Source organism: Marinitoga aeolica (assembly GCF_029910535.1).
In the GTDB taxonomy this organism is placed as follows: domain Bacteria; phylum Thermotogota; class Thermotogae; order Petrotogales; family Petrotogaceae; genus Marinitoga; species Marinitoga aeolica.
In genome coordinates this window covers 211,083-226,867 of the sequence record NZ_CP069362.1, presented here as the reverse complement: position 1 = coordinate 226,867, position 15,785 = coordinate 211,083, and the positions used below count along the sequence as shown (strand labels likewise).

Below are 15,785 nucleotides of genomic sequence, written 5' to 3'. Positions count from 1 at the left end.
ATATGAATATAAGAGAATTATATGGATTGTATAAGGAAAATCCAGAAAAAAAAGTATTTTTATGTTTTACCGATAAAAAAGAAAAAATATTAGGAGAAGAAATATTTGAAAATACACTTTCAAAAGAATTTAAATATTTTTTTATTTCTGAAGATAAATGTAAAACTTCAATTGAAATTACTTTGAAAAATTTAATGTCAAAAATAAAACCAAAAATTTTTGAAACTAAATATGGAAAATATAAAAATAATATAATTTTAAAAGTTTCTGTAGATGAAAAAAGTAATACATTAGAAAAGATTCTACAAATGATGATATATTATACTCCACACATTAAAATAGCAAAAGATGGTATTGCATATTATTTATTAATAGAAAAATTTAATAATCATTTAAGTTTAAAGCTTTTTTTGGAAAATCTAAAAGCACAAGGTGAAACGTTATTATATGATGTTTATAAAGAGTGTGATTTTAAAAAGAAGATATTTTCAAGAATATTTGTAAAAGATGAATATTGTGTTCAAAATTATGAATTTACATTTATTCAGGATATTATGATAATAGACAACAATATTATAATTGATAATATCAAATTTCAAACAATTAATAATTTTATACAATTTGATTTTTCAGAAAAAGCAAAATTTGAAGAGCTTTCTGAAGATTTTATGAGTTTATATTTAAATCTAGACTTAATAAAAAGAAAGAATTATAAAGAAACATATAGAGAATTAAAAAATACAAAAAAAAGATTAGAAAGAGAATTGAGAAATATAGATAGAATATTATATAAAATAGAAAATAATTTGGAATATATGGGTGGTTTTATAATTGAAGAGGATAAATTATATCAAGTATATCCATTACTGTTATTATATGATACGGAAGATTCAGACAAAATAAAAGTATATTTATTTAAATCAGAAAATAAATATTATTATTTTTTCTATGGCCCAGATTATTTAGTTCCAAATTCTATGATGTATAAATATAGTGAAGATCCAAATTATTCAACTATTAAATTGAAAGTATTAGTTCCTTCAAATTACCAATTAACACCAGAATTAAATATATCTAAAAGTGATAAGTTATTTGAAAAATTTATTAATTCAATTACAAATGAAGACATTAATGTGGAAGATTATATATTGATTTTAGATTTTAAAAACAAATTTTTTGATAAATATGGAGTGTTTATAAAAAAAGATTCTGGAATTACATTAAAAGATTTTATTGAAAAATATGTAAAATTTGAAAGTCCTGAAAATTTTGAAATGTATATAAAAGATTTTAATATTAAAGAAAGATCTAAATATGAAATAGATTTAGATAAGAATTTGGAATTATTCTATAATTCTATAATTGAAGATATTGATAGTGAGATAGATCAAGCTTTTAAAAAATGGGAAAATAGTAAGAAAGAAATAATAAATATTATGAAGGAAGAAGAGGAAAAATTAAAACTTTTTATTAATGACTTAAATTTAATGAAAGAAAAAATAGAAAATTATTTTGAAAATCCTACAGTATTTAATTTATTAAATAATATTATAAACAATATAAATACCTATAATAAAGATATTAAGAATTTCGTTGAATCAGATGAACTTAAAGTACTCACTGAAGATGAATATGAAAATACTAAAAAAATGATGTTTAATACATTAAATTTGTTGAATAATTTAAAAACTAATATGGAAGAAGAAAAAAATAAATATAATGAAAATTTTAATGTTATTTCTGACGATTTGAGTGATCTAATAGATTCTCTAAATGGTATTTTAAGCAATTATGAATATTTAGACAAAAAATTGTCTGAAGTAGGGGGAAAGAATGAAGAAGTTTAAAGAATATGAAGATTTTATAGATGAAAATCTAGATAATTTTAAAAATAATAAATTAGGAAATTTCATTGATTCTCAAAGAAGTAATCTGCAAAAAAAGATGAATACAGAGAATATTGTTCAACATTTAGATGAAAGTATAAAAATCAAAGAAGAAAAAGTATCAATAATAAATAATAATGTTTTGGAAAATATTGAAGCTAATATATATAAATTAGAAAGCTCAAAAAAAGAGTTAGAATTATTAATTGTTAAAATAAAAGAAGAAATTGAAAGCGTGAATAATTATTATAAAAATGAAGTTTTGAAAGATTTTGACAAAATACTTTTATATTTAGAAGACGAATCAAATAAATATTTTTATGCATATGATGAACTATTAAAATTAAAGCAATATTTAAATAAAAGCATTGAATTTTTTGACGTTTTATCAAGAGAATTTTTAGTATTAATAGATAAAAATAATTATGATAATACTTTTGTTGATTTTGAAAAATTTACTAATCAATATCATGATTTTACCAAGTTTAAATGTGAAAAATTAAAAAGAATAGATTTAGACTTTTATAATATCTATATAGGTAAAATATTTTCTCTTGTTGATAATATGAAAGATATTATAAAAATTTATTATAGTGATTTATGCGAGAAAATAAAAGATTATTATACTACCATATTAAATAATCAAATGGAAAATTTAAAAAATAATATCAATGAAAAAATCCATTTAAAAAAAGAAGTTTTATTAAATTTAGAACAAGTGGATAAGATTATAAACGGATTAGAAGATATTGTGATTTTATATAACATAGAAATTAATAAATTATCGAGTAGTATAAATGAATCGAAAAAATTTTTAAAATATATTAAAATTGAAATTATAAATGATATTGAAAAAGAACAAAGCGCATTATTTGATAAAATAAAAAATTTTAAAAATAATGTGTTTAATAATTATATAATTAAAATAAAATCTAATTTAGAAAATTATATAGTTAGAAAAAGTAAGTTATTGGATGAATATATATCTGGAATTAATGAAAATAATGTAATTGATAAATATAATAATATAAAAAATTATTATGAAAACATTTCTAAGGATTTAGAAAAAACAATAATAGAAATTAAAAATGAAATAAATATTTTGGAGAGTTTTGAAAACAAATACAAATTGGGTAATATTAAACCAGATATTCAGTTTAAAACTTTCAAACAACAACTATTTGATAAATATAAAGAAAATTATGAGATTATTTTGAGGAAATTAATAAATATTACTCTTAAAAAACTTGAAAGTGATTTTGTAATTTTGGGAAAAAAGAAAAAAAAGGATTACATATTAAAGTATATTAAAGATGTTAAAGAAACAATAGATAAGTATAATTCTGAGTTTTCATTAAATTATAAATACTCATATTATTTTGATAATAAGAATAAATTAGAAGAATTAGTGAATGATTATTTAAATGATGTTATATATTTTTATTTAGAAAAATTAAAAAATCAAAAAGATGCTTATCAAATGGATTTAAATTCAAAAAAAGATTCTAATAATCTTTTTGATTTAATTAAGGCATTAAAATTATATAAATCATATTCAAAAAATCTTGTTGATTTAAAAGGAGATTATGATAAAAAGATAAAAGGGTTTATAAATGAAATAAAAAAAGAGGTAAAAGGATTTGATATTAAAATTATAAAAAATAAATTAAGTATAGATTTAACTTTAGATATCTCTGAAATTATTAATAAAATAAAATCATTATTACCAATAAAAGAAAATGAATTAAATCAAAAAATAGATAAAATTTATAATTCTAAAATTGAAGAAATAAATAATATAAAAACAATAAATGCAAGAAAAATTAGTAATCTCATTGATGATTATTATAAGCAATATAACGAAATAAAATACGAATTTGATAATATACTGAAAAAAGTAAAAAATTTTGTTTATTTTCGTCCTAATTTAAAATATCATTCTATAGAAGATTATATAAAAAATCATATAAAAAATTTACTAAAAGATACAATTCAAAGAATTGAACATTATCATAATGAATATAAAGCATTATTAAAAGCTATTTTGTTTAAAGATTTTGAAAAAATAAAAGAAATAGAATATGGATATGCTGACCTTTCAATTAAAATAGAAGAATATATGAATTATGATAAGGAAATAAGCAAGATTAATAAAAAAATTAAATCAAAATTGAAAATTCCAAAGTTGAAATATTTGTATAAAACAGCTTACGGATTAAAAATAGCCCATAAAATCAAAATTGAAAATAAAAATTTTTTGTCAAGAATTTTTGGAATAATTAAAATAATGCTGTATGGGGGTAAAAATGATAGCAATAATATTGATAATATGGATAATTAATTTTATAACTTATATATTATTAGGACTAGGTTTTTTTGATTTGATATCCAATTATTATATGGGGAGTAATCCCATATTTTTTATCAAAGAAAAAACTGTAATTCTGGTTAGTGAATTAATACTGCTATTAGTTTTCTATTCTTTAAATATTTTGAAAAAGAATAAATTAAAAATTATTCCATATGAAAAGATATTAAATAATTACACGCTAAAAGGTTTTATTTTTTCTAATATAACAATAGCTTTTTTTCATAGTTCTTCTCTGATATTTTTATACTTTTTTAATATATATCTTCAAATGCATCCTGTTTTTTTTGACAATTATATTTTAAAAATAGTTAATTTCATCTATTCTTTTAGATTTTTCTTTTATTCATCGTTAAAATTTATTTATTATACAAGTGAAATATTATTTTTCTATTTTATTTTCAGAGACAATATAAAACCTATATTAATTAGAATATTTTTAAAAACTTTCAAACCAAATACCTTTAAAGAGAATAGGAATTTTTATTTAGAATATTTTATACATAAATTACCTAAAATGAAAAAAGAAAAATTAAAAAGTGAAATAAATAAGATGATTGATGAATTAGAAGATAATATAGAGTTATCTATATTATATTCAATATCTATGAACTATTCATTAGAAGTAGATTTAAATGATGAAATAGAAAAAATAAAAAATAAAATACAAAATAAAGAGTTAAAAAATATACTTAAATTATTTGAAGAAATAAATGAAGAATCATTTACGCATTTAAAAGAATTATCAACAGATATTGACTCTGAATATAATGAACAAAAAAGAGAAATATTATTATCTGCAATATTATACAATATACAAAAATATTCTAATGAATACTCACAAATATATTTTTTATTAGATTTACTTTTTGAATATCAATATTATATAGAATTACCTAAAATAGAATACAGCACATATCCATATAATTTTATTTATATTTTTAAAGATAAAATAAACAATGTTTTAGAAGATTTAGAAAAAAATAAAGAACTAAAAGAATCGTATCCTGAAATTACTCTGCTTAATAGAACTACATCAAATTTGTTCAATAAATACATTGAAAGGGGTATGATATGAGAAAAAGATGGATATATACATTTATTAATTTTAAAAAACCAAATATATTTAAAATTCTTGCAATTATAGTAATAATTTTATCTTCAATATTATCATACAAATTCATCAATTATAATATTAATAATGAAAAATCAAGAATAGAATATGATCCTAGAAAAACGATAAAAGTAAACTATCAAAATGTAAATGATATAGAAACCAACAATAACCCAGATAATTTGAAAGTATATTTTAATGATGATAAATATATACATATAAGAAATGAGAAAAATTTGAAGTATTCATCAATTCCAAATTTTAATATAAAAGATTTTAGTGTATATAAGGATAAAAGTGTGATTTTAGATACTAATAATAATGTGTATATTGGAGATAGCAATTTAAAAATTGAAGATACTATTTTAAAAAATAATGACAATGGACCTTCGAAGATAGGAGAAAAAATATATCAGTACAAAGATAAAATAGTAGCATTTGATGGAAATATTTTTTTATATGATACAAACAAAAACTATTGGACAAGTCTTACAAAAAGGCTAAATATAGAAAAGAATTTTCAGAATATATATTTTAAACCAAATTATTTTATTACAACTACTGCCACAGAAATGTATGTATTTAATCCGAAAGATTTTACAGTAAAAAGAATTTTGGAATTTAAAGAAATAAATGATATATCACTAGATGAAAATGATATTTATATTGTTTCAGATAATTCTATATACAAATACTCATATACTTTTGATAAAAAAGAGAAAGTTTTTACCCAAAACAATTTTATGGGTAAAAATATTTTAGGTGTTAGATATCAAAATGATAAAATATATCTTCTAACAGATTATGGATTATCAATATATAAAGACAGAACCTGGAAAAATATAAAAATTGATGGAATAAAAAAAGATTTTTATGTTTCTGATGAGATTTATGTTATAACTAATGACAAAATATATGTACTTGGGAATAATAGTTATAATTATGACGATAATTATTTTTTTGATGGCAAAACATTATATTTCAGAAAAGGTAATGATATATACAAAATTGAAAATAAAAATGCTATAAAGTATTTTGAGGGTTATAAAGGAAAGTTTGAAGATTTTAACCCTGATGAAATAGTAGAATCACATTTTAAAGATAATAAATTAATATTAATTTCAAAGAATTCTATTTATGTATATGATTTTGAAAAAAAAGAATATAAAATAGTTGGAAAAAATGTTAATAATATATTGTTTAATAAAAATATATATTATTTGTCTGATAATAAACTATATATGTATGATTTAAAAGAAAAAAGGATTTTGGCAGAAGATGTGCATAAATATGATGTTTTTGACAATGTTGTGTATTATATAGATTCTAAAAATAGATTAAATATATTACAGAATAACAAAAAAATCACATTATTTGAAGAAAATTATGATTTTGATTTAAAATCTCTAATATACCTGCTAAAATTGGATAAAGATCTACTTTTAGTAAATAAACAGGAAGCAATTATATTAAATTTAGAAAATTATAAAATAAAATCAAAAATAGAATTTGAAGATGAAATTGAAAATGTAAAAAAATATGATGAAGCAAACTTTGCATTAATAGGGAAAAATAAAATCTATTTTTTTGAAAATTCAAAAATAATAAAAGAAATTTCACGTAATAATGAAATAGTAAATACAAGAGGTGATTATATTGTTTTAAAAGATAATAATGAATATTATTTTTATGATAAATATGGTAAGAGTAAAAAATTTGAAGAAAGTACAATACCTTTTGAATTTTCAAATGTAGAGCAATTATTTGCATTAAAAAATGAAATATATTTTAGATTAAAGACTGGGGAAATGTATAAGTATATCCCCAAACTATTTTTGTTTAATAAATTAAATGTAAAATATAATTATCCAATAGAAAAAATAAATGAAGTGAATAATGAATATTACTGTATTTCAAATAATACATTGTATAAACTATTTAAAAAAGAGAAAATAAAAGAAAATGTTGTGGATTATATATATTTAAACAATAAATTTTATTACCTTACTGTTGATAATTATATAAAAACCAATGATGAAAATCTTTTTGATAATATTAAAAAAGTTGAAGGGAATTATTTGAGTAGTTATCAGTATAACAATAATCTTTATTTATTTTTTACTAATGGTATAGAAAAAATGGATTTGAATAAATACAATATATCAACATTTGATATAAAAATCAAAGATGTTGTAGTAGATAAAAATTATGCATATATTATAAATGAAGATAAATTACATTATTTTAATTTAGATCTTTTTACTTTAGAGAATAGTGAAGCATATGCTAATCCATCATATTCTGTTAATAATAATGAATTATACATAAAAGAAAATCATAAAATTTATAATATATCGAATAACCAAAAAAATCTTATATTTGATTTTAATCCATTAAAATATCACATAGTGAAAAATGTGTACTATTATAATAACAAATTATATTTTTTAGGAAATAATTTTTATGCTATTTATTCACCAGATAATTTAAAATGGGAATATTTAAACGAACATATAAGTATTGTTGATTCAAATTTTATAAATAATAAAATTTATATAAAGAAATATAATGGAGAAGTTGGTTATTTAGATAATAAAAATTTTATAAAAGATGAAATTCCAGATTTTAATGTTTATAATAATTATAATGGTTATTTTATAAACATAAATCAATCTCTTGATGATATAAAGGCGATTTATAAAAATCATAAAATTTTATTGGTTTTAACAAATAAAGCATTATTGAAATATAATATAATGACTTATTCATGGAAAAAACTAGATGATTTTTCATATGTATTAGAAGGTTATCCGGAAAAAGATGGAATGATTATTATTCAAAAAAATAAAATCACAAAATACAATAATAAATTGGAAAAAAAAGAAATAAATATCTTTTTTAGTAATTATTGGTATTCGGATAATATAGTACTATATAGCGATAATAAATATATGGTGTATGATAAAGACTTAAATAAGATTTATGAAAAAAGTATATTTGAATTTCCAAAAAAGGTTGATAAAATATATTATATTGATAATTACTTATATTTAATTTCAAATAAAACATTATATGTTTATTCAAAAACAGGTTTTAGCAAATATACATATTATAACCCGGAATTTTTATATATTGACAATAATTTATTTGTGATAAATAATGGTAAAGTTTATAAGTTTGAAAAAGGTAAGGAATCAAATTTATATGTTAATGTGAAAAGTTTTGTATGTAAAAATAACAATTGCATTTATTCAGATTATGATAATAATGTATATATTAATGGGGAAAAGTTTTTCAATTATAATATTGAAGCTGAAATAGAGTATTTCTATCCAATCGATAAGTCCAGTATTATCATTTTAGACAAAAGATCTAATATATACATTTATGATTTGGTGTCACATAATGTTGTAGAAAAACATAGAAATAATAAAAATTTAGATAAATATCAAATTATAAAAGATGTAATAACCAAAAATAAATATTTGTTTTGGCAAAGTTCTAAAGATAGATTATATTATTATGATATTTCTAATGATTTTTATGATTTTGTAGATATGGAAGATAATATTATAGATTATACTGTGTTTAATAGTCAAATATATATTATGACAAATAAAGAGGTAAAGATTTATAATAATAAAAAAAATGTAGAAAAAACAATAACATTGCCAGATTTGCCAGATATAAAATATGTCTTTAGATTCAAAGATAATTATTATATTAAAGATGAAAAAGATAATGATTATTTAATAAATAAAAATCTACTTATCGAAGAAAAAGATAAAGTTATTGATAATAAGTATTTGATATATAATATAGAAATATTTTCTAAAGGAAAAGAATTATATGATCAAACAGGTATAAAATTACAAAAACCACTATTTAATGAGTATTTTGAATATGATTATAAAATTGGTAACTATTTAGTTTCAACAAAAAATAAGGTAGTCTTTAATTTAAAAGATTTTTCATCTTGGACTTTTAAAAAATATGAAATACACTCTAATTTTATTAGAATAGATGATCTTTTAATTACAGACAATGGCATAAAATCATTAAATGAAATTTCAGAAATTAGTTTCAATAATATTTTAATAAAACCTAATGTATCAATAGAAAAAGCAATAACGTTAACTGAAGAAGGGAAAAAGGAAAAAGAAAAGATAATAAATAAATATAATAATTTATTAGAAAAAGAAAAAGATATAGAAAATCTAATAGATAATACGAAATCGGAATTATCAGAATTAGAAGGGCTTTCAGTTAATGCTACAGCAATTAAATATAATAATTTAACAGACTTAGAAAATTTAGAGAATTTATTAAAACAGAAGAATGAAACAATAAAACAAAAAATAGCTGATTTAAATTCACAAATAGAGGAAATAAAACAAGAAAATGAAAGATTAAATGAAATAATAAAAACAAATGATAATAAAATAAATGAATACAGACAAAAAATAGAAAAAATAGAATCAAATAAAAAAGGGAAAAACTTCTTATTAAAGCTTTTCTCATTCAGTAAAAATAGCATAGAAACATTGACAAAAAATATAGAAAAATTAGAAAAAGAAAAAATGATAAACTCGGGAAAGGTATATGGCAATAATCAAAAAATAGATAATATAGAATTTCAAAAAAGCTTGGAATTAGAAGAGCTTAAAAATATTCAGATTCAATTAAAGGGTGTTTTGATTATAAAATTAAAAATATATGAAAAAGAAGAAAGTTCACTAAAAAATGAATTATCAAAATTCAAAGATTTAATGAATAATTTTCACTATTATTATCCTCAATATGTTATTTCAATACCAAAATATAGAATTAATGGAAAAGAGATTATAGATTTTAGTGGTAAGGAAGAAATTGTTTTTGAAAAATATGATTTTATTTCTTTTAAGCAAGAAATAATGCAATATTCTTATAATAGGGGTTATTTACAACATATTAGTAAGAATAATAATTTGTCTATAAGAAAAAATTATAAAGAGTTAGAAACATATAAGCAATACATGAAAAAGTTTATAAAAAATTATAATTATATATATTTTGAAGATAATAATTATTTTGAAAAAGGTAGTTCTGATTTAAAAACATATAATAATATTTTTATGCTTAATGGGAAAACATATATTTTAGCAAATAATAAAATACTAGGAGTTAACGCAGCATTTTCACCATATAGTTATGGAAGTTTAAAAATATCTAATACGGGTAATGTTGAGTATACACGTTTTAAAAGTGGAATATATTATAACAATATAAAAATAAATGACTATATATATAAAAGATTTTCATTAAAAAATAATGAAATAATATTTGAAGGTAATTTTTTTGCATATGATATATCTGGAAATCTGATATCTAAAAATGATGTTGTAGAATTAAAAGATCAAATAGACGAAAAATATAAAATTGTTATAGGAAATAAACTATCCATTGCTCCTACTAATAAAGAAAATAGTTTGAAAATAATTAGTGGAAAATTGTATTTTGATGCAATAACAAAAGTAGCATATAATAATTATGCTTATGTTCTAAATGTTGGTATAATAAACCTCAATACTTTAAAATATATATATTTAGGTAATATTGATGATTTAATTACAGCAGACAATGGTGTTTTTGTTAATATTAATGGAAAAATATTTAAAATAGAAAATGATGTTTTAAAGGAAGATAGCAATATAATATATAAAAAACAAGCAATATATTTTGATTCTAAGTTTAAGTCATTTGAAAGCAATAATAATGAATATTATTATTTCAATAAAAAAATGGATATAGATGAATTTTATAATAATATATATAACACATTAGCAAAACCTTTGAATGCTATATATTATAATAATAATGTAGTATTTAATAACTCAAAATTCTTATACAAATTGAATAATATAGAAATTCAAATAGTTGATAAAAATAATTATAAGGCTCCTATGGTAATAAAAAACGAAATAGTTGATTTAGCAAACATTAAAAATTATCCAGAATATTTAAAAAAGTATAGTGTAAATATTGACATTGATAATGGCATTTTAGAAACTCAAGAAAGCTCTAAAAATGCATTATATTATAACAATAAAAAAATTGAAAAAACCAAATCAGAAGATATTATAAGTGTAATATCCTATTATAATTCTAAATACATCATTACAAGAAATTATATATTTGAGTTAAAAGATAATAATCTAACAATCAGACAAAAATTAAAAAATGCTATAGGAGTAAAGAGAATATTAGATTATTTATTAATTATATTAGAAAATGAACAATTGATATTTAGCTTAAAGGATAATTCCATTGAAAAATATAATAATCAGAAATTATCTTTAGATCTAGATGAAATGAAAATGAAATTTGATAATTACGATATAAAATTTGCCAATAAATATTATAGTATTAGAGATGCAAAAATATCTAATGAAATATTTGGATTAGAAAATGTCATAAATATAATAAAGAAAAACGAAGATTATTATTTCCTTTTGAAATCTAATAATATATTAAAAAAATATAATAATAAATATGAATTATATAAAGCACCATTTGAAGCTAAAAGTATTGATCTAATTAAAAACGAAATTATACTAAATAAAAAGTATATCTTTAATGAAGGTAAATATAAAGAACTTTCTGAAAAAGAATTAATATCAATACATAATTTAAAAGATTTAATGTATAAAAATAATGAATTAAAAATAGTTGATTCCAATGATATGACCTTTAATTATTATAATAATAATATTAAAACAAAAAGATTGTTTTTTGATGAAATATTCAATATCAAATCAAATTATAATAAGTTAGAGATAATTGCGAATAACGGAGTATATGAATATGAAGCAGGCAGAATGGGGTACAAAAATACAATGAATATAGAAAAAACATATAAACTATTTGATGATATAATCATAAAATCAAATAAAAAATATTATATTTTTGATGATAAGATTAATAAATGGGATGGAAGAATATATAATTCTATAGTATTAAATCCAGATTATACAGTATCTAATATTTATGATTTATCAAGTAACCTATATCTTTATCAAGATAAAGAAAATATAAATATAACCTTTAATGATTATTTTGATATTAAGCCAATTGGAGATATTAGAGTATCTATTCATAACAATAATATAATGGTTTTTAAAGATGGTATATATATAAACAAAATAAAGGAAAATGTAAAAAGTGTATTTTTAAAAGAGGATAATATAATAGCTATTGATTCAAAAAATAATGAATATTTAATAACTAAAAATTCTACTAATGAATATAAAACTGATGAATTTGATTTTTGGTCATTTGATTTTGTAAATAATAAATTGACTAAGGTAAAGAAAAAAGTAGAACTAAAATTTAACGGATCATTATTAAATGATTTAAATAACATAAAACCTATAGATGTATTTGAGGCTGATGAAATTTATATAGAAAATAAATATGGAATAAGTAAAAGTATTTTCCGAGAATTAATAGAACCAAATAATATTGTATATAAAAAGAGAATAAATGATTCCCTGCTTATTAAAACAAAAAATAAAGATTTTAGATTTAATATGCCAGAACTTAAAAATTTAAATGTAAAAATATCTTATGATGGCACCAAATTTACTGAAGAATTATCGGAAAATTTTGAATTTAAATATCAACATTTTAGTTTAGATAATTTAATCTTAAATGGAGTATTTATATTTGATATAATAAAAGATTTCAATATTGATGATACATTATATATATCAAATAACTCTGGAACTTGGAAGAAAACATTAATTCCATATTATTTATCAACGAGGTCTCTTGATAATTATTTTGTAAAGGACAATAAATTGTATAATAAATTAAAAATGAAAAAATCCATGCTAAATGCTGCTTTGCTAGAAATATATATTGATCCAAATATGAATATAGAAGAAAGAATTAAATCTTCAGGTGATTATATTAAAATTAAAAATATGGAAAAGAGTATAACTGATAATATTTTTGTATTTGATAAATTAGGGAAAGTAATAAAAACTGATGAACTATACAACATTAACCAATATGGTATTTTCTCAAAAAATCATATCATAAAATTTAATAGTGCAAAAAAGATATTAAATGCTCATGATGAATATTTAAAAAATCAAAAGAAGTTTATTGTATTAAATGGAAAAACTGTTGATTACTCGCCTAAGAAGCTAGAAATTTCGGATAATAAATGGATTTGGGATACATATGAAAATAAATTAATGTTTATAAATAAATTTAATCCAAATCTAAAAAGGGTTTATTTAAATAATCATTTTTATGATGATATAATAATTGATATTTATATTGATCAAAATAAAATATACATGAGAGACAAAACAGGTTATGTAATAGTATACGAAAATAGTAAACCTATTAATATGGAAAAATATAGAAACCAAAAATTAAAAGAGTTTGAAAACGATATAATTTTTTCCTCGAAAAAATACAAATATATTTATAAAAATAATAAATTTTATGTAGAAAAAAAGGGCGATGATTAAATCGCCCTTTTTATTAAATAATTATCAAAAATTAAACTAAAAAATAACAATGTTAAATAAAATATAGTTTGATATACGAATTATATGCCGAGATCCGGGGAAATAAAAATCGTCTAAAATATTTATTATTAGTGAATCACAATTTTGTAACTATGTAACAACCAGGTTAATTCATAAAAATTAAAGAAAAATGAGGGGGATCCGGAAAACACAAAAAATTCTAAAAATATTTTCATTAGCGAATTTAATATTTAGTAAACCGCACGATAAATGAAATGAAAAGAAAAGGTGTTATAATAATAATCAGTATTTCTACGTGTTTTTAATCTACCTATGAGGTATGGAAACCTCTCTAAATATTTTAATAAAGCCTCTTCAATAATTCGGTTTTTAATCTACCTATGAGGTATGGAAACATTCACGGATAAATTCTTTTACCTTTTTTTCTTCTTCGTTTTTAATCTACCTATGAGGTATGGAAACTGTAACTTTCCAATCTGTTCAATTGATGCAAGTACGTTTTTAATCTACCTATGAGGTATGGAAACTGCTTCTTCTGATAAGAACGAACTTAATGCTTCTATATGTTTTTAATCTACCTATGAGGTATGGAAACTATCAATAATTACATAATCTTTATTGATATCTGATTTGTTTTTAATCTACCTATGAGGTATGGAAACGGCTGTTAAGGTCGCCCTATACCTTTTATTGTGATTTTGTTTTTAATCTACCTATGAGGTATGGAAACGATATTACTTCACCTTTTACTTCTTTTACTTCTTCTTTGTTTTTAATCTACCTATGAGGTATGGAAACTCTATCATCTGTAAAAGGAATAGTCACTCTCTTCATTTTTTCGTTTTTAATCTACCTATGAGGTATGGAAACAAATAAAAAACAAAAGCCGCCTTAGAAATCGGCGGCCTCGTTTTTAATCTACCTATGAGGTATGGAAACTAAAAACATCTCCTTTCTATTAGATTGTGAGGTGTGAAAGTTTTTAATCTACCTATGAGGTATGGAAACTTTTTACATATAACAGAAAATCTTTGATATTGTTCATTATGTTTTTAATCTACCTATGAGGTATGGAAACGATCAAACTTTGTGTCAGGTCTAGCAAGTTTTGGATATTGTTTTTAATCTACCTATGAGGTATGGAAACTCACCCTCCTCAAATTCTTTAAATGATTTTCTTTTGCGTTTTTAATCTACCTATGAGGTATGGAAACTAAATTAACAGAATGGAATAATTATCAAATTTTAATATAGTTTTTAATCTACCTATGAGGTATGGAAACGATCAAACTTTGTGTCAGGTCTAGCAAGTTTTGGATATTGTTTTTAATCTACCTATGAGGTATGGAAACTCACCCTCCTCAAATTCTTTAAATGATTTTCTTTTGCGTTTTTAATCTACCTATGAGGTATGGAAACTAAATTAACAGAATGGAATAATTATCAAATTTTAATATAGTTTTTAATCTACCTATGAGGTATGGAAACCTGCCCAATAAGTTACAATACCTTTGAATCCTCTTAAAGTTTTTAATCTACCTATGAGGTATGGAAACGTTACATCAAAAACAAGAATGTCATTTGAATTAAGCATAAGTTTTTAATCTACCTATGAGGTATGGAAACTTGTGTTTTATCTTTTAATTCGTTTAATTCTAATATGTCGTTTTTAATCTACCTATGAGGTATGGAAACGACACCTTCTTTTGTTAATTCCACAATTGAAAACTCATCGTTTTTAATCTACCTATGAGGTATGGAAACCCCAATTGAATTTACTAACTCTTGTGGTGTTTCGGTAGAGTTTTTAATCTACCTATGAGGTATGGAAACTTGTATATGGGTTGTAATATGTGCATATGCTATATGTGTTT

4 protein-coding genes and 1 CRISPR repeat array (1 of these 5 only partly in view) are annotated in these 15,785 nt (G+C 20.1%); all 4 genes read left to right on the top strand.

What is annotated here, in order from left to right; all coding sequences use genetic code 11:
• Window positions 1-2: 2 nt before the first annotated feature.
• Genes JRV97_RS01040 through JRV97_RS01025 form a run of 4 tightly spaced genes read left to right on the top strand, consistent with a single transcriptional unit; the run spans window position 3 to window position 13,890 of the window.
• On the top strand, window positions 3-1,847 hold the full coding sequence (locus tag JRV97_RS01040; protein WP_280999410.1) for a hypothetical protein: 1,845 nt from the start codon (window positions 3-5) through the stop codon (window positions 1,845-1,847).
• A complete protein-coding gene (locus JRV97_RS01035) occupies window positions 1,834-4,227 on the top strand; it encodes a hypothetical protein (RefSeq protein WP_280999408.1) in 2,394 nt (797 codons plus the stop codon). Before JRV97_RS01040 ends, JRV97_RS01035 begins: the two co-directional genes overlap by 14 nt.
• On the top strand, window positions 4,193-5,332 hold the full coding sequence (locus JRV97_RS01030) for a hypothetical protein (RefSeq protein ID WP_280999406.1): 1,140 nt from the start codon (window positions 4,193-4,195) through the stop codon (window positions 5,330-5,332). Before JRV97_RS01035 ends, JRV97_RS01030 begins: the two co-directional genes overlap by 35 nt.
• Entirely contained in the window at window positions 5,329-13,890 is an 8,562-nt protein-coding gene (locus JRV97_RS01025; RefSeq protein ID WP_280999404.1) for a coiled-coil domain-containing protein, read from the top strand. Before JRV97_RS01030 ends, JRV97_RS01025 begins: the two co-directional genes overlap by 4 nt.
• A gap of 318 nt (window positions 13,891-14,208) precedes the next feature.
• A CRISPR array of direct repeats spans window positions 14,209-15,785; the repeat unit is 30 nt; unit sequence GTTTTTAATCTACCTATGAGGTATGGAAAC; it runs 713 nt beyond the window's last position.

What these genes read in the sequence shown, in the direction of transcription:
- JRV97_RS01040 (WP_280999410.1), top strand. Translation starts at nt 3, where the DNA reads ATGAATATAAGAGAATTATATGGATTGTATAAGGAAAATCCAGAAAAA.
- JRV97_RS01035 (WP_280999408.1), top strand. Translation starts at nt 1,834, where the DNA reads ATGAAGAAGTTTAAAGAATATGAAGATTTTATAGATGAAAATCTAGAT.
- JRV97_RS01030 (WP_280999406.1), top strand. Translation starts at nt 4,193, where the DNA reads ATGATAGCAATAATATTGATAATATGGATAATTAATTTTATAACTTAT.
- JRV97_RS01025 (WP_280999404.1), top strand. Translation starts at nt 5,329, where the DNA reads ATGAGAAAAAGATGGATATATACATTTATTAATTTTAAAAAACCAAAT.